Genomic DNA, 20,722 nt, shown 5'->3' with positions numbered 1-20,722 from the left:
CGAATGACTCTTATGAGGAGCAACCTTTATGTATATAATAGTAAAAATAAATTACACATGAGTCAGAAGATTCGTATTAAGCTGAAGTCTTACGACCACCAGTTGGTTGACAAGTCAGCAGAGAAGATTGTGAAGGCTGTAAAGGCAACAGGTGCTATTGTTAGTGGTCCTATTCCATTGCCAACACACAAGCGTATTTACACTGTAAACCGCTCAACATTCGTTAACAAGAAGTCACGTGAGCAGTTCCAGCTCTCAGATTTCAAGCGTCTCATCGATATTTACAGCTCTACAGCAAAGACTGTTGATGCTTTGATGAAGCTTGAGTTGCCTTCAGGTGTTGAGGTTGAAATCAAGGTGTAGTCATCTGTTGACAAATAAGAAACAAATTAATACAAAAAGCATTTACATTCATTTTAAAATCATTAATTGAAATGCCAGGATTATTAGGAAAGAAAATCGGAATGACATCCGTTTTCAGTGCCGACGGTAAGAATGTACCGTGCACTGTTATCGAAGCTGGTCCTTGTGTTGTAACCCAGGTTAAAACCGTAGAAAAGGATGGTTACAAGGCTGTTCAGTTAGGTTTCGGCGAGGCTAAAGAGAAGAGAACTTCTAAGCCACAGCAGGGACACTTTAAGAAAGCCGGCACAACACCAAAGAAGCACTTGGCCGAGTTCAAGTTTGACGAGGAATATAACCTCGGTGACACTATTACTGTTGAATTGTTCAATGATGTTAAGTTTGTAGACGTTGTAGGTACATCTAAGGGTAAAGGTTTCCAAGGTGTTGTAAAGCGTCACGGATTCGGTGGTGTAGGTCAGTCTACTCATGGTCAGGATGACCGCGCTCGTAAGCCGGGTTCTATTGGTGCTTGTTCTTACCCAGCTAAGGTCTTCAAGGGCATGCGCATGGGAGGTCAGATGGGAGGCGACAGAGTAACTACTCAGAACCTTCAGGTGTTAAAGGTTATTCCAGAGCACAATCTTATCCTTGTTAAGGGTAGTGTTGCTGGATGTAATGGTTCAACCGTAATAATTAAGAAGTAATGGATATTAACGTATTAGATATCAAAGGTCAGGAGACCGGCCGTAAGGTAACTCTTAACGAGAATATCTTCGGAATTGAGCCTAACGATCACGTCCTCTATCTCGCAGTTAAGCAGTATCTCGCTGATCAGCGTCAGGGTACAGCTAAGTCAAAGGAAAGAAGTGAGCACGCTGGTTCTACTCGTAAGTTGGGTCGTCAGAAGGGCGGCGGCGGTGCTCGTCGTGGTGATATCAATTCTCCAGTCCTCGTAGGTGGTGGTCGTGTATTCGGTCCTAAGCCACGCGATTACAGCTTCAAGCTGAATAAGAAGGTAAAGGTTCTTGCTCGTAAGTCTGCATTGGCTTATAAGGCACAGGATAATGCTATTGTTGTAGTAGAAAATTTCAATCTTGATGCTCCAAAGACTAAAGATTTCGTAAATATTGTGAAAAATCTTAAAGTTGATAGCAAGAAAGTCCTTCTCGTTTTGCCAGAAGTAGAGAAAAACGTATATTTGTCAGCTCGTAATCTGCAGAAGACTGAGGTTATGACTGCTTCACAGGTAAATTCATACAAAGTTTTGAATGCTGATGTAGTAGTTATTACAGAAAACTCTCTGAAGGTTATTGACGAAATCTTAACCAAGTAATAACTAGGAGACAAGAAGAATTATGGGATTTATCATTAAACCAGTGGTCACTGAAAAGATGACCAAGTTGACAGACAAGTCTTCTGAGGATAAGGTTGTAAAGCACAAGGGTGAGAAGAGAACTATTTTGGCACAGCCAAAGTATGGTTTCATCGTTAAGCCTGAGGCCAACAAGCTTGAGATTAAGAAAGAAGTTGAGGCTTTGTACAACGTTACAGTAGTAGATGTGAATACCGTTCGTTACGCAGGTAAGCGTCAAGCACGTTATACCAAGGCAGGTCTTGTGAAAGGACAGAAGAACGCATTCAAGAAGGCTATCGTCACTTTGAAGAATGGCGATTCAATCGATTTTTATAGCAATATTTAAATAAAAAATGGCAGTACGTAAATTAAACCCGGTTACACCGGGACAAAGACACAAGGTTATTGGCACGTTCGAGGATATTACTGCATCCGTGCCAGAGAAGTCTCTCGTTTACGGTAAACATTCTACCGGTGGTCGAAACAACACCGGTAAGATGACTGTCCGCTATATAGGCGGTGGTCACAAGAAGAAGTATCGTCTTATCGACTTCAAGCGAGAGAAAGATGGTGTTCCAGCTGTAGTGAAAACAATCGAGTATGATCCTAACAGATCAGCTCGTATTGCGCTGTTATACTATGCTGATGGTGAAAAACGTTACATTATTGCTCCTAACGGACTGCAGGTTGGTGCAACACTAATGTCAGGTGCTGAGGCAGCACCTGAGGTTGGTAACGCCCTTCCTTTGGCTAACATTCCTGTTGGTACTGTAATTCATAATATTGAGTTACGTCCAGGTCAGGGTGCATTGCTCGTTCGTTCGGCTGGTAATTTTGCTCAGCTTACTTCTCGTGAAGGCAGTTATTGTGTTATCAAGCTCCCTTCTGGTGAAACACGCCAGATCTTGTCAGCTTGTAAGGCAACTGTAGGTAGTGTAGGTAACTCTGACCACGCTCTTGAGCAGTCTGGTAAGGCTGGTCGCTCTCGTTGGCTGGGTCGTCGTCCTCACAACCGTGGTGTTGTTATGAACCCTGTTGATCACCCAATGGGTGGTGGTGAAGGTCGCCAGTCTGGTGGTCATCCACGTTCACGTAAGGGCTTGTACGCTAAGGGTCTTAAGACTCGTGCACCTAAGAAGCTTTCAAACAAGTACATTATTGAGAGAGCTAACAAGAAGTAATCAAAGTAATTAAGAGTAAATTATGAGTCGTTCATTAAAAAAAGGTCCATACATCAACGTATCACTCGAGAAGAAGATTCTTGCTATGAATGAGAGTGGTAAGCAGAATGTAGTAAAGACATGGGCTAGAGCATCAATGATTTCCCCTGATTTTGTGGGTCACACTGTTGCAGTTCATAACGGAAATAAATTTATCCCTGTTTACATTACTGAGAACATGGTAGGTCATAAGCTCGGTGAGTTCAGCCCTACACGCCGTTTCGGAGGTCACTCTGGTAATAATAAGAGGTAAGCAGGTCATAATCCATTTAGAAAATAGAAAAATATAATGGGAGCAAGAAAACATATAAAGGCTGAAGCTCGTAAAGAAGCTTTGAGAAGCCAGTATTTTGCAAAGCTCAAGGACTGTCCTTCTTCTCCACGTAAGATGCGCTATGTTGTAGATATGGTTCGTGGTATGGAAGTCAATCGTGCCCTTGGCGTACTGAGATTCTCCAAGAAGGCAGCTGCCCAGAATGTTGAGAAACTTCTGCGTTCTGCTATTAACAACTGGGAGACAAAGAATGACCGCAAGGCTGAAGACGGTGAACTTTTTATCTCTAAGATCTTCGTAGATGAAGGTGTTACAATGAAGCGCATGCGTCCTGCACCACAGGGTCGTGGCTACAGAATCCGCAAACGTTCTAACCACGTCACTCTTTTCGTTGATTCAAAGAATGACGCTAATAATGATGATAAATAAATAGTAGAATGGGACAGAAAGTTAATCCAATTAGCAACCGTCTTGGTATCATCCGCGGTTGGGAGTCAAATTGGTTCGGTGGCAAGAATTTCGGGGATAATCTCGTAGAGGATCGCAAGATTCGTACTTACCTGAACAAGCGTTTGGAAAAAGCAAGCGTTTCCCGTATTGTCATTGAGCGCACATTGAAGCTCGTCACCATTACTATTTGCACCGCTCGTCCGGGTATCGTTATCGGTAAAGGTGGTCAGGATGTTGATAAGCTTAAAGAAGAGTTGAAGAACCTTTTCAAGAAGGAGATTCAGATTAATATCTTCGAGGTTAAGAAACCTGAACTTGATGCAAACATCGTTGGTAACAATATTGCTCGCCAGGTAGAGGGTAAGATTGCTTATCGTCGTGCTATCAAGATGGCAGTTGCTAACACTATGCGTGCTGGTGCTGAGGGTATCAAAGTTCAAATTACAGGTCGTCTGAATGGTGCCGAAATGGCTCGTAAGGAAATGTTCAAAGAGGGTCGTACTCCTCTGCATACATTCCGTGCAGACATCGATTATTGTCAGACAGAAGCCCTTACTAAGGTGGGTCTGTTGGGTATCAAGGTATGGATTTGCCGTGGTGAAGTTTACAACAAGGTTGATCTTACACCTAACTTTACTCAAGAGAAGAGCAATGGCCGTTCTAACAATGGTGGCCGTTCTGGAAGAGGTAATCGTAGAAGAAACAATAACCGTTAAAAGAAGAAGCTATCATGTTACAGCCAAAAAGAGTAAAATATAGAAGACCTCAAGACGGACGTGGCAATAAAGGCAACGCCCACAGAGGTACACAGCTGGCTTTCGGCTCATTCGGCATCAAGACACTTGAGGCTAAGTGGATCGACAGCCGTCAGATTGAGGCCGCTCGTATAGCAGTAAACCGCTATATGAACCGTCAGGGCCAAGTCTGGATTCGCATCTTCCCTGATAAGCCAATCACTCGTAAGCCTGCCGATGTTCGTATGGGTAAAGGTAAGGGTGATCCAGCAGGATGGGTTGCACCAGTTACTCCAGGTCGTGTTCTCTTTGAAGTAGAGGGCGTAAGCTTTGATATTGCAAAGGAGGCTCTTCGTCTCGCTGCACAGAAGCTGCCTGTAAAGACAAAGTTTATTGTTAGACGTGATTTCGATAAAAACGCTTAAGAAAGATGAAGATTAAAGAAGTAAAAGAACTCGAGACCAAGGATTTGGTTGAGAAGATTGAAAATGCTGAGACAGCTCTTGCTAAGATGAAGCTGAATCATCAGATTACTCCACTTGAGAATCCATCTCAGATTAAGACCGCTCGTCGTGATATTGCACGTATGAAAACAGAACTTTCTCAGAGAGAACTTAATAAATAACAATGGTCCAGATGGAAACAAGAAATTTAAGAAAAGTAAGACAGGGTGTCGTTATCAGCAACAAAATGGATAAAACCATCGTTATTGCAGCTAAGTTCAAAGAGAAGCACCCTATTTATGGTAAGTTTGTCCAGAAGACAAAGAAATACCATGCTCATGACGAGAAGAATGAGGCAAATGTAGGTGATACAGTACTCATTATGGAGACTCGTCCTCTTTCTAAGACAAAGAGATGGAGATTAGTTCAAATTGTAGAAAAAGCTAAGTAATTATGATACAGACAGAATCAAAACTTACAGTATGTGATAACAGCGGTGCTCGTGAAGCTAAGTGCATTCGTGTACTTGGTGGTACTGGTCGTCGTTACGCAAGTGTTGGTGACGTTATCGTAGTTGCTGTACAAAACGTCATCCCATCAAGTGAATTGAAAAAGGGTGCAGTATCAAAGGCTTTGATCGTTCGCACAAAGAAGGAGATTCGTCGTGCTGATGGTTCATACATCCGCTTCGATGATAATGCATGTGTATTGCTGAACAACGCAGGCGAAATTCGTGGTAGCCGTATCTTCGGTCCTGTTGCTCGTGAGCTGCGTGCAGTGAACATGAAAGTCGTTTCTTTGGCACCTGAGGTTCTTTAATTATTAAATAGAATAATAAAATGGCAAAATTCCATATAAAGAAAGACGATCAGGTCATTGTTCTTGCTGGTGCAGATAAGGGCAAGACTGGAAAGGTGCTTAAGGTCATCGCAGATAAGGAGCGTGCTATTGTAGAGGGCTTGAATATGGTTTCTAAAAGCACAAAACCTTCTGCTGCTAACCCACAGGGTGGTATCATTAAGCAGGAGGCTGCAATTCATATCTCAAATTTAAGTCTCATCGATCCGAAGAGCGGTAAGGCTACACGTATCAAGATTGAGCGTGAAGGCAAGACTGTTAAGCGTATCGCTAAAAAGTCAGGGGAGGAAATTAAGTAATGAATACAGCTCAGTTAAAGAAACAGTATAAGGAGCAGATTGTTCCTGCTTTGCAGAAGCAGTTCAACTATTCTTCAGCTATGCAGGTGCCTGTTTTGAAGAAGATTGTTATCAATCAAGGTCTTGGTGATGCAACTCAGGATAAGAAGCTTATTGAGGTTGCTGTTAACGAGATTTCTTCTATTACAGGTCAGAAGGCTGTTGCAACTTATTCTAAGAAGGATATTGCAAACTTCAAATTGCGTAAGAAGATGCCTATCGGCGTAATGGTAACTCTGCGTCGTGAGCGTATGTATGAGTTCCTCGAGAAACTCGTTCGCGTATCTTTGCCACGTATCCGTGACTTCAAGGGTATCGAGAGCAAGTTCGATGGTCGTGGAAATTATACTCTCGGTATCACCGAGCAGATTATTTTCCCAGAGATTAATATCGATCAGGTTGACCGTATCCAGGGTATGAACATCACCTTCGTAACATCTGCTAAGACTGATGAAGAAGGATATGCTTTGCTGAAGGGCTTCGGACTTCCATTCAAGAATGCTAAAAACGATTAATTGATATGGCAAAAGAATCAATGAAAGCTCGCGAGGTAAAGCGTGCAAAGCTTGTAGCTCGTTATGCTGAGAAACGCGCAGCTCTGAAAAAGATTATCGCTACTTCAAATGATCCTGAAGAGGCTTATGAGGCTGCTCGTAAGTTGCAGTCTATTCCAAAGAATGCTAATCCTATTCGTCTGCACAATCGTTGTAAGATTACAGGACGTCCAAAGGGGTACATTCGTCAGTTCGGCCTCTCTCGTATTCAGTTCCGCGAGATGGCATCTCAGGGACTCATTCCAGGAGTAAAGAAGGCAAGCTGGTAAACAAATATATCGATGCGGATAGTGAATTGTGAAAAAGATTTTGTATCTTTGCAGCTCATTATCCGCTTTCAAGCGATTTTTTAATATTGTCGGGGTAGTCCCGATTAATTAAACATTTATATTTTATGACAGATCCAATAGCAGATTATCTGACAAGACTCAGAAATGCAATCATGGCTCATCACCGTGTTGTTGAGGTTCCTGCGTCTAACTTGAAGAAGTCTATTACAAAGATTCTCTTCGAGAAGGGTTACATCTTGAACTACAAGTTCATCGAGGATGGTCCCCAAGGTTCAATCAAGGTCGCATTGAAGTACGACCCTGTAACAAAGCAGAGTGCTATCAAGAAATTGAAGCGTGTTTCTACCCCAGGTCTACGCCAGTATACTGGTTACAAAGACATGCCGAGAGTAATTAACGGACTTGGAATTGCGATTCTTTCCACGTCTAAAGGTGTAATGACAGACAAAGAGGCTGCTGCTGAGAAGATCGGTGGTGAGGTTCTTTGCTATGTTTATTAATTGGAGGATTGAATATGTCAAGAATAGGAAAATTGCCAATTAGTGTTCCTGCTGGTGTTACAGTATCTCTCAATGGTGGTGTTGTTACGGTAAAGGGTCCTAAAGGTGAACTCTCTCAGAAGGTTGATTCTTCTATTAAGACTATCATTGAGGATGGTCAGGTAACATTCGAAATTGATGAGAATAGCCCAGTAAACTACAAGCAGAAGCAAGCTTTCCATGGTCTTTATCGTTCACTTGTCAACAATATGGTTGTTGGTGTAAGCGAAGGTTACAAGAAGACATTGGAGCTCGTTGGTGTAGGTTATCGTGTTTCTAACCAGGGCAACTTGGTAGAGTTCTCTCTTGGTTATACTCACCCAATCTTTATTCAGCTTCCTTCTGAAGTTAAGGTTGAGACAAAGAGTGAGCGTAACCAAAATCCAATCATCACTCTTGAATCAGCTGACAAGCAACTGCTTGGTCTCATCTGTGCAAAGATTCGTTCTTTCCGTAAGCCTGAGCCTTACAAGGGTAAGGGTGTCCTGTTCCAGGGTGAGGTTATTCGCAGAAAGTCTGGTAAGACAGCTGCAGCTAAGTAACTTTTATACATCATTACGATTATGACAACAAAGAAAGAACAAAGAAGAATTAAGATAAAGTTCCGCATTCGTAAGAGTGTGAATGGTACTGCAGATCGCCCACGTTTAAGCGTTTTCCGCAGTAATAAGCAGATTTATGCACAGGTTATTAACGATCTGACAGGAACAACCCTCACTTCTGCTTCTTCACTTGGTCTTGAGAAGATGGCTAAGATTGATCAGGCTAAGAAGGTAGGTGCACTCGTTGCTGAGCATGCTAAGGCTGCTGGCGTAGAGCAGGTTGTTTTTGACCGTAACGGTTATCTCTATCACGGACGTGTACAGGCTTTGGCTGATGCTGCACGTGAGGGAGGACTTAAATTCTAAACGATTATGGCAATGAATAGAGTAAAAGTAAATAGTGACGTAGAACTGAAAGATCGCTTGGTTGCTATCAACCGTGTAACAAAAGTTACAAAGGGTGGTCGTACTTTCACATTCGCAGCTATCGTCGTTGTAGGTGACGGTAAGGGCGTTATTGGCTGGGGTCTTGGTAAGGCTGGTGAGGTTACTGCTGCTATCCAGAAGGGTACAGACTCAGCAAAGAAGAATCTTGTTAAGGTTCCTGTTTTGAAAGGTACTGTTCCTCATGAGGCAGAGGCTCGCTTTAGCGGTGCTCATGTTCTCCTTAAGCCAGCTGCAGCCGGTACTGGTTTGAAGGCCGGTGGTGCTATGCGTGCTGTTCTTGAGAGCGCAGGTGTTACTGACGTGATTGCAAAGTCAAAGGGTTCTTCTAACCCACATAACCTTGTGAAAGCTACTATTGCTGCCCTCGCTGATATGCGTGACGCATATACAGTTGCTGGTGAGCGTGGTATCAGTATGGATAAAGTGTTTAACGGTTAATTTAGGAGGTATTTAATTATGGCAACAATTAAGATTAAGCAGATTAAGAGCCAGATTGGTGCTCCTAAAGACCAGAAAGAGACTTTACGTGCTTTGGGGCTTCGTAAGATTTCTCAGGTTATTGAGGTTGAGGACACTCCAAGCTGCCGTGGTATGATTCGTAAGGTTCATCATCTGGTATCAGTAATTGATTAAGTAATCTTTTAAAGAAAACAGTAATTATGAAATTAAATAATTTGAAACCAGCTGTTGGCTCTACACATTCACGTCGTCGTATTGGTCGTGGTCCAGGTTCTGGACTCGGTGGTACTTCTACTCGTGGTCACAAGGGTGCGAAGTCACGTTCTGGTTATAAAAAGAAGATTGGCTTTGAGGGTGGTCAGATGCCTCTCCAGCGTCGTGTACCGAAGGCTGGTTTCAAGAATATCAACCACAAGGAATATTTCGCTGTAAATCTTTCAACTCTTCAGGCTCTTGCAGAGCAGAACAACCTTACTAAGATTGGTGTAGAGGAGCTTAAAGCTGCTGGTCTCACCAATGGAAAGGAACTTGTTAAGGTTCTTGGTAATGGTGAGTTGAAGGCTAAGTTGGAAGTTTCAGCAAATGCTTTCTCTAAGACTGCTGAAGAAGCTATTAAGGCAGTGGGTGGTAACACAACTATAATCTAAGTTAATGAAAAAGTTTATTGAGACACTGAAGAACTGTTGGAAAGTTGAAGACCTACGTCAGAGACTTCTAATAACGATTCTGTTTACAGCTATTTATCGATTCGGCTCGTTTGTAGTACTCCCAGGTATCAATCCAGCCTTATTAGAGAAATTGCAGTCGCAGACAGCTGGCGGTCTTATGTCGCTTTTGGATATGTTCTCCGGTGGTGCATTCTCCCATGCGTCAATCTTCGCATTAGGAATAATGCCATATATCTCAGCTTCTATTGTTATGCAGCTCCTTGCTGTTGCTGTTCCTTATTTCCAAAAGATGCAGCGTGAAGGCGAGAGTGGTCATAAGAAGATTAATTGGTATACGCGTGTCCTGACGGTAGTTATTCTATTGTTTCAGGCACCGTCTTACCTGATGAACTTAAAGATGCAGGCCTCTGGAGCACTTGCTACAGGTGTTGATTGGGCTACATTTATGATTCCTGCAACTATTATTTTAGCTGCAGGATCAATGTTCATTTTATGGCTAGGTGAGCGTATTACGGATAAGGGTGTCGGAAATGGTATCTCTCTAATCATTATGATTGGTATCATTGCACGTCTGCCACAAGCTTTCATCCAAGAAGTAAGTAGTCGTTTTACAGCGATTACGAGTGGTGGTCTTGTTATGTTCATTGTTGAACTCATCATCCTTTATGCTGTTGTTTGTGCATCTATTCTTCTTGTGCAAGGTACACGTAAGGTTCCCGTGCAGTATGCTAAGCGTGTTGTCGGAAATAAACAATATGGTGGGGCTCGTCAGTATATTCCATTGAAGCTGTTCGCTGCTAACGTAATGCCAATTATTTTTGCGCAGGCGTTAATGTTCATTCCTTTGGCAATTGTACAGTATTCTACAGATAACACAAGTTCTGTGCTTCAGTCTCTGATGAATACGAAGAGCTTAGCATATAACTTGGTTTATGTGGTTCTTATTATTTTGTTCACCTACTTCTATACTGCCATTACTTTGAATCCAACTCAGATGGCTGAGGATATGAAGCGTAACAACGGATTTATTCCAGGTGTAAAGCCTGGTAAAGATACCGCTGATTATATAGATTCTGTTATGTCACGTATTACAGGACCAGGATCTTTATTTATTGCTTTCATTGCAGTTATGCCAGCTTTGGTGGGTTTCTTGAATGTTCAGGATGCATTTGGACAGTTCTTTGGTGGTACTTCATTGTTGATTCTTGTTGGTGTTGTTATTGATACGCTCCAGCAGATTGAGTCACACTTAATGATGCGTCACTATGATGGACTTCTCAATTCTGGACATACACGTGGCAATGGTGGTGTTGCAGCCTATTAAATCTTTATCTTAAGAAATGAGTATATTTCTAAAGACTGAAGATGAAATTGAACTCATGCGTGAGGCTAACTTGCTGGTTGGTAAAACACTAGTAGAAGTTGGTCGTCATGTTAAGCCTGGTGTTACAACTCTGCAGTTAGATAAAATAGCTGAAGAGTTTATCCGTGATAATGGTGCTATACCTACATTCAAAGGTTTTCCAAGTTATTATGGACCTCCTTTTCCATGTAGTATCTGTGCATCAGTCAATGATGTTGTTGTACATGGTGTACCAAGTGAGGATGTTGTTTTGAAGGATGGAGACATCATTTCTATTGATTGTGGGACTTTACTAAATGGTTTCAACGGAGATAGTTGTTATACTTTTTGTGTTGGAGAAGTTAGTGAAGAAGTCAAAAAATTGCTTCGGACAACGAAGGAATCCCTTTATAAGGGTATTGAGGTAGCACAAGCAGGACATCACGTAGGTGATATTGGTCAAGTTATTCAGGATTATTGCCAGGTACAAGGTTATGGTATTGTTCGTGAATTAACGGGACATGGTATTGGACGTGAGATGCATGAGGAACCATCAGTTCCTAATTATGGTAAGCGGGGAAGTGGAGTGTTACTCAAGGCAGGAATGTGTATTGCTATAGAGCCGATGGTTACTATGGGTAAACGAGAAATCGGATTATTACCTGATCGTTGGAGTATTGTTACACGTGACCGTCGCCCAGCAGCTCATTTTGAGCACACAATTGCGATTAGAGCTGGTAAGGCTGATATTTTATCTTCTTTTGAGGAAGTTGAACATTTAGAAGGACAAAATTTTTAATTAGTATATGGCAAAGCAAACTGCAATAGAGCAGGACGGGACAATTCTCGAAGCACTTTCGAATGCGATGTTTCGAGTGGAATTAGAGAATGGTGTTGATATCACCGCTCATATTTCCGGTAAGATGAGAATGCACTACATCAAGATTCTTCCTGGTGATAAGGTCAAGGTTGAGATGAGTCCATACGATCTGACTAAAGGTCGAATCGTTTTCAGATATAAATAAACAACATAGAGATATGAAGACAAGAGCATCATTAAAGAAGCGTACAGCCGACTGTAAGATCGTACGTCGTAAGGGTCGTCTGTTCGTTATCAACAAGAAAAACCCTAAGTTCAAAATGCGTCAGGGTTAAGTTAAAAAAGCGTAAAGAGGTAAGTCTTCTCGTAATTTATGCTTACCTTTGCATGCTTTTTAGCGCTAAATGACATTTATTTATTTAATTATCAAACAATGGCAATAAGAATTGTTGGAGTAGATTTGCCCCAGAATAAGCGTGGCGAAATCGCATTGACCTATATCTATGGTATTGGTCGAAGTAGTTCAGCAAAGATATTGGATAAGGCTGGTATTAGCCGTGACCTGAAGGTCAGCGAGTGGTCTGATGATCAGGCAGCCAAGATCCGTGAAATTATCGGTGCTGAATTCAAAGTTGAAGGTGATCTCCGTTCTGAGATCCAGATGAACATCAAGCGCCTCATGGATATAGGTTGCTATCGTGGTGTTAGACATCGTAATGGTCTTCCTGTTCGCGGTCAGAGTACTAAGAACAATGCTCGTACCCGTAAGGGAAAGAAGAAGACTGTTGCTAATAAGAAGAAGGCTACTAAGTAATTCTAAGGAGGAAATTAATTATGGCAAAGAAATCAGCAACATCTAAGAAAAGAAATGTAAGAGTTGATGCGTTGGGACAGCTCCACGTGCACAGCTCATTTAATAACATCATTGTATCTTTGGCTAACAACGAGGGGCAGGTTATCTCTTGGTCTTCGGCTGGTAAGATGGGATTCCGTGGATCAAAGAAGAATACTCCTTACGCTGCTCAGATGGCAGCAGAAGATTGCTCAAAGGTAGCTTTCGATCTCGGTCTTCGTAAGGTTAAGGCATACGTTAAGGGTCCAGGTAACGGTCGTGAGAGCGCTATCCGTGCGGTGAACGCAGCAGGTATTCAGGTAACTGAAATCGTTGACGTTACTCCATTACCACACAACGGTTGCCGTCCTCCAAAGCGTCGTCGTGTATAATCACATCTTATAACAATTAAAAGAATTCATATTAATTATGGCAAGATACATAGGTCCAAAATCACGAATCGCACGCCGTTTCGGTGAACCAATTTTCGGCGCAGATAAGGTATTAGCTAAGAGAAACTTCCCTCCAGGGCAGCATGGTAATAACCGTCGTCGCAAGGTTTCTGAGTATGGTGCTCAGCTTGCAGAGAAGCAGAAAGCTAAATACACTTATGGCGTTTTGGAGCGTCAGTTCCGTAATCTGTTCGATAAGGCTGCTAAGGCAGAGGGTATTACTGGTGAGGTTCTTCTTCAGAGCCTTGAGAGCCGTCTGGACAATGTAGTGTTCCGTCTTGGTATCGCTCCTACTCGTGCAGCTGCTCGTCAGCTCGTTAGCCACAAGCACATTGTTGTTAACGGTAATGTCGTAAATATTGCTTCATATCAGGTAAAGGCTGGTGACGTGGTTGGCGTTCGCGAGAAGGCTAAGTCACTTGAGGTTATTGAGGCAGCTTTGGCTGGCTTCAACCACAGCAAGTACCCATGGCTTGAGTGGGATGATAACGCTAAGTGCGGTAAGTTCCTTCATCGTCCAGACCGTGCTGACATCCCTGAGAATATTAAGGAGCAGTTAATCGTTGAGTTGTACTCTAAACAATAAAATCATTAAATTAATGGCGATATTAGCATTTCAAAAACCTGATAAAGTAGTGATGCTGGAGGCCAATGACCATTTCGGCAAGTTCGAATTCCGTCCTCTTGAGCCTGGCTTTGGTGTTACCATTGGTAACGCTCTTCGCCGCATCCTCCTTTCATCGCTGGAAGGCTTTGCAATCAACACCATCCGTATAGCTGGTGTTGAGCATGAGTTCTCTTCAGTTCCTGGTGTAAAGGAAGATGTTACCAACATCATCTTGAATCTCAAGCAAGTTCGATTCAAGCAAGTAGTAGAAGAATTCGAGAATGAGAAAGTTAGTATCACCGTAGAGAATTCCACCGAATTCAAAGCAGGTGATATCGGTAAGTATCTGACTGGATTTGAAGTGTTAAACCCTGATTTGGTGATTTGTCATTTAGACTCCAAGGCTTCTATGCAGATTGATTTGACCATCAATAAGGGACGTGGTTACGTTCCTGCTGAGGAAAATCGTGAATTCTGCACTGATGTAAACGTACTCCCAATCGATTCCATCTACACCCCAATCCGTAACGTAAAATATGCCGTTGAGCCATATCGTGTTGAGCAAAAGACCGACTATGACAAATTGGTTGTTGAAGTTACGACCGATGGTTCCATCCACCCAAAGGATGCACTGAAAGAGGCTGCGAAGATTCTTATTTATCACTTCATGTTGTTCTCTGATGAGAAGATTACTCTCGAGAATCCAGATCAGGAGGGCAACCAGGAGTTTGATGAGGAGGTTCTGCACATGCGCCAGCTCTTGAAGACCAAGTTGACAGACGCAAGTCTCAACTTGAGTGTTCGTGCACTCAACTGCTTGAAGGCAGCTGATGTAGAGACATTAGGCGACCTCGTACAGTACAACAAGACGGATCTTCTTAAGTTCCGTAACTTTGGTAAGAAATCGCTTTCTGAGCTTGATGATTTGCTCGAGAGTCTGAATCTGTCGTTTGGAACCGACATTACAAAGTATAAATTGGATAAAGAATAGTTGACGAGTTTGTCTAAAGACAAGTTGACGGGTTTATCCACAACAAGTTAAAAACAAAATGAGACATAATAAGAAATTTAACCATTTGGGTCGTACTGCTGACCATCGCGCTGCGTTGCTTTCAAACCTGGCAGTTGCTTTGATTCAGCACAAAAGAATCACTACGACTCTTGCTAAGGCAAAGGCTCTTAAGAAGTATGTTGAGCCGCTGATCACACGTTCTAAGAACGATACAACCAATTCACGTCGTGTTGTTTTCCGTTATCTTCAGAACAAGGAGGCAGTTACTGAGCTCTTTAAGGAGATTTCAGTAAAGGTAGGTGATCGTCCAGGCGGTTATACACGCGTTATCAAGCTCGGTACCCGTCAGGGTGACGCTGCTCAGATTGCATTTATTGAGCTTGTTGACTACAACGAGAATATGGCTAAGACTCCAAAGGCTGATGCTAAGAAGACTCGTCGTAGTCGTCGTTCTACAAAGAAGGCTGATGCACCTGCAGAGGCTGCTGAGAACGTTGCTGAAGAAGCAAAGGCTGAATAATCCGAATAGATTTTATCTCTATAATAGAAAACTCCCGGTACTTAATGTATCGGGAGTTTTTTTTGTTGTAGATTAAGCTTTCTACTTTAGCATTCTTGCTACATAGCCATTGTGACGAAACCATTTATGTGCCCAGTTAGGTACCATAAAGATATAGCCAGAGATGTCTTCGTGTGGGGCACAGTCAAGTTGGTTGCCAATGATGTCTGCAGCTTCTTGTACAGATGTTCCGTATAACCGAGCTAATTCTTCGCGTATGAGGGTATATGTGATGTTCCGGATATTGGCTGTGTTGATTGGTTGATATCCTAATAGAGCCAACAATTCTTCTTTAGAAGGGATTTTTACTTTCGGTCCTACTCGTAGTCCTTCAAAGCAGTATTCACCATCTACCTTGTACATTGTAAATCCATCTTTACGGTTACGTTCATTACAGCCCTCTGCCATTTGGCGTGCAATAGGGTGGGTGATACGTTGTAATATCTCTGTGATAATGGGTTGATGGCGTAATTGTCCGTATGTATAGCCTTCTCCGTTGATACCTCCAGAGCCTGCTGGGATGTCTGAGTCGGAGATTATGCATAACTCTTTTCTTTCCATTTATTCTTGTTTAAGTATTCTGATGAAATTTTAGTTCAAACTCTGTGTAGAAGTCCCTAACATAAATGAAATCGAAGATACTGAAACTTGTATGGTCGTATAGGTTGTGAAAGTGCTGATGAAGGTGTAAGTCGTAACTCCATTCTCGGTCTAACCCTTCATTCCAACAATCATCAGCATCTTGCATTCCCATGAGTTCCATTTCACTCTTGTCGTCTTCCTCTCCATGATATCCGTCAAAACTCATACAGCAACCATATTTGCAATAGATGTCGTTATAACCTTCATCATTGAGAATCTCCCATATCATTTCTGATTTTTCTCCTTGAAAAGGATTACTTTTCGAGTATTGTCTGTCTTTCCCTAAGAAGATTTTACACTCTACGCCCTCAAACTGCAAACTACTCCCGCTATCTGCCAACATTTTCTTTGTATTGTAATACAACTCTCTGCTTTGTTGATATTTTTTTATTACTGCTTCTTTAAGTGTTTCGTTGAATTCCTTTAATAGCCGATAGTTTTCATCTGTTGGCTTGAATAGTTGGTTAAGGAGCATTCGACGATTAAAGATGAGAGTTTCCATCTTCTCGTCACATGTTATTAATTGTGGGTTCTCGTAATAGGTCAGAAGTAAAGACTCTATCTTATTGATTTTGCGTTTTATTGTTTTCTTCATTCTGTTCCTTAAATCGGTATCATTGAAAGGTGAGGTCTTTTGCTAAATGTTGATATTCATCTTACAAAGTCTCAAGTTCTGCTCCGAATGCATTATAGAGCTTTTTATATTTTTCTTGTACTTCTTTCTTAATTTTATTATGTTCAGCTGCGAGAGGTTTATATTTTAGGAAATAATCTCCAATTATTTTAAATATGATTAGAATGCTGCTACTAACTAAATAAATTATTGCATATATAGATGCTTTGCTAATTTCCCAACTTAACCAGCTTTCAAAAATTTCTACATTTCCTCCAAATATTTTCCATATACACCAAAGTAATCCAGGTATAATTAAAATAAGTATGTATATAAATATTGTTGCTCCAAAGTTGATAGGTAATATTTCTGTAAAGCCTTTTTTAAGATTGGAATAAACACTTCTTACTTTGCCCTCTCTTGTAGCCTTATAGGGATCTCACTCGTCAAATATTTCTTTTTTATAACTTGTTATTATTCCTGCAATTATTGTACTGTTACCAATGAATTTATGATAATTATATAATTTAATGGGGAGTTTACCCATTGTTTTATTAAATTCATGTTGTAAAGCTCTACTCTTTTTGCAATTCTGTTCTTGTATTTCTTTTCTGTTGAGCCAGTCAAAAAAACGATCTATAATCCCTTTTTCTTCTATATACTTGGATATCTCAGAAATATCTATTTTGATAGTTCCTACATGTTTTTCCCCTACCATTGCTAAGGTTCCTTCAATACACTTGCCTAATCCTTTTGTTACATCTCTCATTAAGGCAAACTTCTCTCTCGTAAGATATTCATTTTCTTTCTCTAAAGCTGAACGAATGAAGACTATTTTTGCTTTCATAAAGAAGATATAGTTTTGTATAAGTAAAATACTATTTTTACGAAAGACCTCTTTAAATGATTCTGATTCAGAAGAGGATAGAACCTCTTTGATATTTGTAAGCATTATATCAAAAGTACTTGTCACCAGTTCTGGTGATGATATCTGTGTCAGAACTTGCAATTGGGCAGAGAGAATTTGTTGACCGATATAATCTGTCGAACTTTGTAGATTTTCTATTAGATTTTTTGCTTGATCAATTGTTGTAATATAATTGTTATTTTGTTCCATAATAGCTGTTTAAAGCAATAAATATCATATTATTCGTATAATAAAATGATGTGGGTTATTATAATGTAATGTTTCTATTCGTATAAAAGTATTATTTCCCTTTATGCCATACGCTAACTTATGATATAAAAGGAAATATATTATGTTCGTGTTATATACACTTCTATTTTTTTATCACTAACTTTTTTTCTCAAAAGGTTAATTATTTCCTGTGTAGTTTGGTGCTCTTCGCTTAATGGACAGGATATCCATGCGCACAAGCAATTTAGTGATATAGAGTGAAAGACGATAGTAAAGTTTTTTTCTTCTTTTGCATCGTAGTTAGTCTTTGTAAGTTCATCTGTGCTGACATCTTTATTACTATTATTGAATAAATGTTCTACTATTACTTCAGGTGTTGAGTACGTGTCAATAAACCAAAAATGTTCTTTATGGTCTATATCTTTGATTGCACATTGTAAAAAAGTATTTTTATTAGGCATGATATATTTTTTTATTAGTCACTCCAGTCCAAACCTTCACCATTATTTTCACTCACTTCATTGGTGTAATCCTCATTCCAATATTTAATTTCCTTCTTTCTATCATACACCTCTTCTGCAGTAAACCAATCATCCCAATCATCAATAAAGTACTCTTTCTCGTCATACTCATTATACCTTGTGTCTGAGTATTCCATTCCTTTAATTTTTCCCATAGTTGTTTATTTTTATTATTAATAATAACTCTATTATTGAAATAGAGCCTCGTTTGTTCTTATCATTTGCTTGTATATACTCTGTTTATATTCTGCTGTACATTTTCTGCGTGGATGATTGACTATCTTGAAAGCTTCCTCTTGCTGGAAATCTTTAAAATATTGTATTCTGCATCCTCCACCACAGATGTATCGTAATTCGCAGTTTCTGCAAGGTATCAAGTTATCTACGCATGAAATTCTACTTGCTTCTTTTGAGAGAGAAAGTATCTCTTCAAAAGAATTTCTCCTTATATTCAAAGAAGTAGGGAGCATAGATAATGAAGGACAGAAATATATGTTTCCGTTTGATTCTATAGTCAGGTTGCCAAATTCACAATTATCTTCTAACAAAAAGTGTGCATGAAAATCAATGAAAGCTAAGTCTAAAACGTCCTCACCCATACAAGATTTATATATGGATTCTGTAATAGTCTCATACTCTTGTTTTTCTTCTGAAGAAAATTTTATATCTCTACCATCTAATAGACTTGTTGTGAAACGGATTCCGAATGGCTTATCTTTATATTTTTCTATAAGTTCCTTCCCAAAGGTTGCATACCCTTGTATCTTATTTTTTAAAGTTTGATCAAACCAAGGGGTGATACCAATATCTGTTGGCACACCGTAAGATAGAAATGTATCAACAGTATTGAGTGCCTTTTCGAAGTTGCCTTTACCCCTGATTTTAGAGTTTTCTTCCTCGGAAACTCCATCAATACTTATCTGAACACGTGATAGATATGGACTAACAGCTTTAATGTCTTCTTCTTTCCATAAAGTTCCGTTGGTCAGAACTTCTATATTTAGTCCTGAACTATGCGTGTGTTTGATGATATCAAGAAGATCTGTCCTCATACAAACCTCTCCTCCTGTAAATGTTATTTGCTCACCTCCACTTTCTTTAAATTGATCTATTACTTTATAGATTTCTTCTGTAGTTAACTCCTTTTCTTTCTTCTTTCCAGCATACATATAACAGTGAGGGCACTTCATGTTGCATGCGTTGGTTAAATGAAATTGCATAACCCCACCATAGTTTGCAGGTTTTACATCTTTCTTCTCAAACTGCTTAGCCTCTATTTGGACTATTACACTATGTGCATTCTCTTGCTTACCTTTAAAAGCCTTTAAGGCTGTCTCGAGGTTGTTGGTTTGTAAGAGTTTGAAAAAGTTTAATTGTTCATCACTCTCAAGTATAATCCAATTAGCAGTAAGAGGTGAAACTATCACATAGAGCCCTAAAATAGGCTCTATGTGTAATTGTTCATGAAAACTATAAACCTTTAGTGGGCTTATGTTTTTTCTTTTCTCCATAGTTTGTTGTTTGAAGAAATTTACAGAATACCCTGTGCTCCCGCATTTACTCTTTTACAACATCTTGCAAAGCAGCCAAAAAACAATCTTTTGTCTTCTTTTTTCTCAACTCGATAGTTAATTTCCATAATTTAAAAGTATTAAAATGTTAGTAATGATGCAGAGAGGATAAAAGAAGAAAGGGGACACGGCCCGCTTTATCTTTATTTATCCGGTTCGGTTCTGGAAAACACCTTGGAGTCAAAATAAAGTAAAGACAGTCCATGCCCCCATATACGATAGGGGCACAGAACCTGCCTAAACTCGATTAATGACGACTCCTTAGTTGAATTTTCCAGATTTAACCGGGTCGAATAACCTCGTTTGCAAGTTTTGTGCAATGAATGGTGAGTGGTTTGTAAAGCGCCCACCAAACATGGCACAAATGTAGGGAATTTATTGGAAATAGCAAAATAATAATGAAATAAAGTAAATAAAACACAATGAAAAGTATATATTGATACTACTCTAAAGAATATAATTACGATATATTTGCTTGGTAAAATATGTTCAGTAGAAAGTTTGTTTACTGTTTTAGCTAATGGAAGCTATCACATTTTAAGCTATTGGCTATCACACTTGCTGTCCTCTTTGTCCATCCTTTCCCAGATTCTTTTATAAATCTCACGGTTGTTGCCCAAAGGATAAAAGCCGAGAATATGCCAGTTAGGTGGATAAGTGTGGCGGCTGTTACAGTTTGGACAGGGCATTGAAACTGACATAGCAGTTGTTCCATACTCAATATTTATTGCATGGAAAGTGTTGTTGCAGTCATTGCATCTGAAATTTATATAACCTCTGATCATAAGTTTGATGATTTAAATTAACGTGAGTTCGACGAATTCAGAACAATGCAAGCTGTGTGTCCATAGTCCTTTGTACATTATTAATACAAGGCTTCTTTGGAAACAGACAATAGGCGGCAATGGCTCCTAATAAGTTGACGATGAAATTGTCAAAGCATCTATGTCTGGAGTGCTCTACTTGTGCAATGTTCTTAAGTTCATCATTCACCGTTTCTATAATGGCTCTTTTTCTGAGTAAAAGTCTGTCTGAAACACTCATTAAACATCCTTTCATGTTACTTTTCAATTTGGTTATAAGCTGTATTCCGTCAAC

The 20,722-nt window shown here is 40.2% G+C and carries 38 protein-coding genes; 30 read left to right on the top strand and 8 right to left on the bottom strand.

From position 1 onward, the window contains the following. Positions 1-57: 57 nt before the first annotated feature. From rpsJ to rplQ, 30 genes are all read left to right on the top strand, one after another. Positions 58-363, top strand: a complete 306-nt coding sequence (gene rpsJ / locus D464_RS0110555) for a 30S ribosomal protein S10 (protein WP_004352787.1) — start codon at positions 58-60, stop codon at positions 361-363. Positions 364-434: 71 nt separating this feature from the next. Continuing rightward, a complete protein-coding gene (gene rplC, locus D464_RS0110550) occupies positions 435-1,049 on the top strand; it encodes a 50S ribosomal protein L3 (RefSeq protein ID WP_009435213.1) in 615 nt (204 codons plus the stop codon). After that, the gene (gene rplD, locus D464_RS0110545) at positions 1,049-1,678 is read left to right on the top strand and encodes a 50S ribosomal protein L4 (protein WP_018911357.1); all 630 of its coding nucleotides are present in this window, start codon (positions 1,049-1,051) and stop codon (positions 1,676-1,678) included. Before rplC ends, rplD begins: the two co-directional genes overlap by 1 nt. A 22-nt stretch (positions 1,679-1,700) precedes the next feature. After that, entirely contained in the window at positions 1,701-2,045 is a 345-nt protein-coding gene (gene rplW, locus D464_RS0110540; RefSeq protein ID WP_009012400.1) for a 50S ribosomal protein L23, read from the top strand. Positions 2,046-2,052: 7 nt separating this feature from the next. Then, positions 2,053-2,880, top strand: a complete 828-nt coding sequence (rplB, locus tag D464_RS0110535; RefSeq protein ID WP_018911356.1) for a 50S ribosomal protein L2 — start codon at positions 2,053-2,055, stop codon at positions 2,878-2,880. A 22-nt stretch (positions 2,881-2,902) separates the two neighbouring features. Then, positions 2,903-3,172 carry a 30S ribosomal protein S19 gene (gene rpsS, locus D464_RS0110530; RefSeq protein WP_004361611.1) on the top strand — a complete coding sequence of 90 codons (270 nt, stop codon included), beginning with the start codon at positions 2,903-2,905 and terminating at the stop codon, positions 3,170-3,172. Positions 3,173-3,208: 36 nt separating this feature from the next. After that, positions 3,209-3,622, top strand: coding sequence for a 50S ribosomal protein L22 (gene rplV / locus D464_RS0110525; protein ID WP_004383898.1), 414 nt, complete (start codon positions 3,209-3,211; stop codon positions 3,620-3,622). 8 nt (positions 3,623-3,630) lie between these two features. Continuing rightward, a complete protein-coding gene (gene rpsC / locus D464_RS0110520; RefSeq protein WP_004352815.1) occupies positions 3,631-4,359 on the top strand; it encodes a 30S ribosomal protein S3 in 729 nt (242 codons plus the stop codon). 14 nt (positions 4,360-4,373) lie between these two features. Further along, positions 4,374-4,802 carry a 50S ribosomal protein L16 gene (gene rplP, locus D464_RS0110515; protein WP_004361613.1) on the top strand — a complete coding sequence of 143 codons (429 nt, stop codon included), beginning with the start codon at positions 4,374-4,376 and terminating at the stop codon, positions 4,800-4,802. Positions 4,803-4,807: 5 nt separating this feature from the next. Further along, on the top strand, positions 4,808-5,002 hold the full coding sequence (rpmC, locus tag D464_RS0110510; RefSeq protein WP_018911355.1) for a 50S ribosomal protein L29: 195 nt from the start codon (positions 4,808-4,810) through the stop codon (positions 5,000-5,002). A gap of 2 nt (positions 5,003-5,004) precedes the next feature. Further along, positions 5,005-5,271, top strand: coding sequence for a 30S ribosomal protein S17 (gene rpsQ, locus D464_RS0110505; protein WP_004361615.1), 267 nt, complete (start codon positions 5,005-5,007; stop codon positions 5,269-5,271). A 2-nt stretch (positions 5,272-5,273) separates the two neighbouring features. Continuing rightward, the gene (gene rplN / locus D464_RS0110500; RefSeq protein ID WP_004352833.1) at positions 5,274-5,639 is read left to right on the top strand and encodes a 50S ribosomal protein L14; all 366 of its coding nucleotides are present in this window, start codon (positions 5,274-5,276) and stop codon (positions 5,637-5,639) included. A 20-nt stretch (positions 5,640-5,659) separates the two neighbouring features. Further along, the gene (gene rplX / locus D464_RS0110495) at positions 5,660-5,977 is read left to right on the top strand and encodes a 50S ribosomal protein L24 (protein ID WP_004383897.1); all 318 of its coding nucleotides are present in this window, start codon (positions 5,660-5,662) and stop codon (positions 5,975-5,977) included. Continuing rightward, on the top strand, positions 5,977-6,531 hold the full coding sequence (gene rplE / locus D464_RS0110490; RefSeq protein ID WP_004383896.1) for a 50S ribosomal protein L5: 555 nt from the start codon (positions 5,977-5,979) through the stop codon (positions 6,529-6,531). Before rplX ends, rplE begins: the two co-directional genes overlap by 1 nt. Positions 6,532-6,536: 5 nt before the next feature. Then, a complete protein-coding gene (gene rpsN, locus D464_RS0110485) occupies positions 6,537-6,839 on the top strand; it encodes a 30S ribosomal protein S14 (RefSeq protein WP_004361619.1) in 303 nt (100 codons plus the stop codon). A 125-nt stretch (positions 6,840-6,964) separates the two neighbouring features. After that, positions 6,965-7,360 (top strand): 30S ribosomal protein S8, encoded by a 396-nt coding sequence (gene rpsH / locus D464_RS0110480; protein ID WP_004361620.1) that lies wholly within the window; start codon positions 6,965-6,967, stop codon positions 7,358-7,360. A 14-nt stretch (positions 7,361-7,374) separates the two neighbouring features. Further along, positions 7,375-7,941 carry a 50S ribosomal protein L6 gene (gene rplF / locus D464_RS0110475; RefSeq protein ID WP_004383895.1) on the top strand — a complete coding sequence of 189 codons (567 nt, stop codon included), beginning with the start codon at positions 7,375-7,377 and terminating at the stop codon, positions 7,939-7,941. Positions 7,942-7,962: 21 nt separating this feature from the next. Then, positions 7,963-8,307 carry a 50S ribosomal protein L18 gene (gene rplR / locus D464_RS0110470; protein ID WP_018911354.1) on the top strand — a complete coding sequence of 115 codons (345 nt, stop codon included), beginning with the start codon at positions 7,963-7,965 and terminating at the stop codon, positions 8,305-8,307. 6 nt (positions 8,308-8,313) lie between these two features. Continuing rightward, positions 8,314-8,826, top strand: a complete 513-nt coding sequence (gene rpsE / locus D464_RS0110465) for a 30S ribosomal protein S5 (protein ID WP_018911353.1) — start codon at positions 8,314-8,316, stop codon at positions 8,824-8,826. A gap of 18 nt (positions 8,827-8,844) precedes the next feature. Then, positions 8,845-9,021 carry a 50S ribosomal protein L30 gene (gene rpmD, locus D464_RS0110460; RefSeq protein ID WP_004383894.1) on the top strand — a complete coding sequence of 59 codons (177 nt, stop codon included), beginning with the start codon at positions 8,845-8,847 and terminating at the stop codon, positions 9,019-9,021. Between the two features lie 26 nt (positions 9,022-9,047). Then, positions 9,048-9,494 carry a 50S ribosomal protein L15 gene (rplO, locus tag D464_RS0110455; RefSeq protein WP_018911352.1) on the top strand — a complete coding sequence of 149 codons (447 nt, stop codon included), beginning with the start codon at positions 9,048-9,050 and terminating at the stop codon, positions 9,492-9,494. A 4-nt stretch (positions 9,495-9,498) separates the two neighbouring features. Beyond that, positions 9,499-10,839 (top strand): preprotein translocase subunit SecY, encoded by a 1,341-nt coding sequence (gene secY / locus D464_RS0110450; protein ID WP_018911351.1) that lies wholly within the window; start codon positions 9,499-9,501, stop codon positions 10,837-10,839. Positions 10,840-10,855: 16 nt separating this feature from the next. Then, positions 10,856-11,656, top strand: coding sequence for a type I methionyl aminopeptidase (gene map, locus D464_RS0110445; protein WP_018911350.1), 801 nt, complete (start codon positions 10,856-10,858; stop codon positions 11,654-11,656). 7 nt (positions 11,657-11,663) lie between these two features. Continuing rightward, positions 11,664-11,882 (top strand): translation initiation factor IF-1, encoded by a 219-nt coding sequence (gene infA, locus D464_RS0110440; RefSeq protein ID WP_004352768.1) that lies wholly within the window; start codon positions 11,664-11,666, stop codon positions 11,880-11,882. A gap of 13 nt (positions 11,883-11,895) precedes the next feature. Further along, positions 11,896-12,012, top strand: coding sequence for a 50S ribosomal protein L36 (rpmJ, locus tag D464_RS0110435; protein WP_004352823.1), 117 nt, complete (start codon positions 11,896-11,898; stop codon positions 12,010-12,012). A 98-nt stretch (positions 12,013-12,110) separates the two neighbouring features. Then, the gene (gene rpsM, locus D464_RS0110430; RefSeq protein ID WP_004361628.1) at positions 12,111-12,491 is read left to right on the top strand and encodes a 30S ribosomal protein S13; all 381 of its coding nucleotides are present in this window, start codon (positions 12,111-12,113) and stop codon (positions 12,489-12,491) included. A 20-nt stretch (positions 12,492-12,511) separates the two neighbouring features. After that, on the top strand, positions 12,512-12,901 hold the full coding sequence (gene rpsK, locus D464_RS0110425) for a 30S ribosomal protein S11 (RefSeq protein WP_007368862.1): 390 nt from the start codon (positions 12,512-12,514) through the stop codon (positions 12,899-12,901). 37 nt (positions 12,902-12,938) lie between these two features. Next, positions 12,939-13,547 (top strand): 30S ribosomal protein S4, encoded by a 609-nt coding sequence (gene rpsD, locus D464_RS0110420; protein ID WP_004361630.1) that lies wholly within the window; start codon positions 12,939-12,941, stop codon positions 13,545-13,547. 13 nt (positions 13,548-13,560) lie between these two features. Continuing rightward, positions 13,561-14,559: a DNA-directed RNA polymerase subunit alpha gene (locus D464_RS0110415; RefSeq protein ID WP_004383889.1), complete on the top strand. Its 999-nt coding sequence runs from the start codon at positions 13,561-13,563 to the stop codon at positions 14,557-14,559. A 58-nt stretch (positions 14,560-14,617) separates the two neighbouring features. After that, the gene (rplQ, locus tag D464_RS0110410; protein WP_018911349.1) at positions 14,618-15,100 is read left to right on the top strand and encodes a 50S ribosomal protein L17; all 483 of its coding nucleotides are present in this window, start codon (positions 14,618-14,620) and stop codon (positions 15,098-15,100) included. Between the two features lie 81 nt (positions 15,101-15,181). On the opposite strand, the gene D464_RS0110405 is transcribed toward rplQ, so the two are convergent. The 8 genes from D464_RS0110405 to D464_RS0110370 form a co-directional block, all read right to left on the bottom strand. After that, complete coding sequence (locus D464_RS0110405; RefSeq protein WP_018911348.1) at positions 15,182-15,700, bottom strand: hypothetical protein; 519 nt, start codon at positions 15,698-15,700, stop codon at positions 15,182-15,184. Positions 15,701-15,710: 10 nt separating this feature from the next. After that, positions 15,711-16,376, bottom strand: a complete 666-nt coding sequence (locus tag D464_RS0110400; protein ID WP_018911347.1) for a hypothetical protein — start codon at positions 16,374-16,376, stop codon at positions 15,711-15,713. Positions 16,377-16,833: 457 nt separating this feature from the next. After that, complete coding sequence (locus tag D464_RS0110395) at positions 16,834-17,511, bottom strand: hypothetical protein (RefSeq protein WP_018911346.1); 678 nt, start codon at positions 17,509-17,511, stop codon at positions 16,834-16,836. A 140-nt stretch (positions 17,512-17,651) separates the two neighbouring features. Continuing rightward, positions 17,652-17,993, bottom strand: coding sequence for a hypothetical protein (locus D464_RS0110390; RefSeq protein WP_018911345.1), 342 nt, complete (start codon positions 17,991-17,993; stop codon positions 17,652-17,654). A gap of 14 nt (positions 17,994-18,007) precedes the next feature. Next, positions 18,008-18,208 carry a hypothetical protein gene (locus D464_RS0110385; RefSeq protein ID WP_018911344.1) on the bottom strand — a complete coding sequence of 67 codons (201 nt, stop codon included), beginning with the start codon at positions 18,206-18,208 and terminating at the stop codon, positions 18,008-18,010. 33 nt (positions 18,209-18,241) lie between these two features. Continuing rightward, positions 18,242-19,564, bottom strand: a complete 1,323-nt coding sequence (locus D464_RS0110380; protein ID WP_018911343.1) for a radical SAM/SPASM domain-containing protein — start codon at positions 19,562-19,564, stop codon at positions 18,242-18,244. Between the two features lie 577 nt (positions 19,565-20,141). After that, the gene (locus D464_RS13675) at positions 20,142-20,339 is read right to left on the bottom strand and encodes a hypothetical protein (RefSeq protein WP_024985871.1); all 198 of its coding nucleotides are present in this window, start codon (positions 20,337-20,339) and stop codon (positions 20,142-20,144) included. 107 nt (positions 20,340-20,446) lie between these two features. Continuing rightward, positions 20,447-20,722, bottom strand: a 276-nt coding sequence (locus D464_RS0110370; protein ID WP_018911342.1) for a transposase, incomplete at its 5' end; no start/stop codon positions are given.

It is taken from the genome of Prevotella veroralis DSM 19559 = JCM 6290 (assembly GCF_000377625.1).
In the GTDB taxonomy this organism is placed as follows: Bacteria; Bacteroidota; Bacteroidia; order Bacteroidales; family Bacteroidaceae; genus Prevotella; species Prevotella veroralis.
The sequence above is the reverse complement of the archived record's forward strand: the minus strand, read 5'-3'. Positions and strand labels throughout refer to the sequence as shown.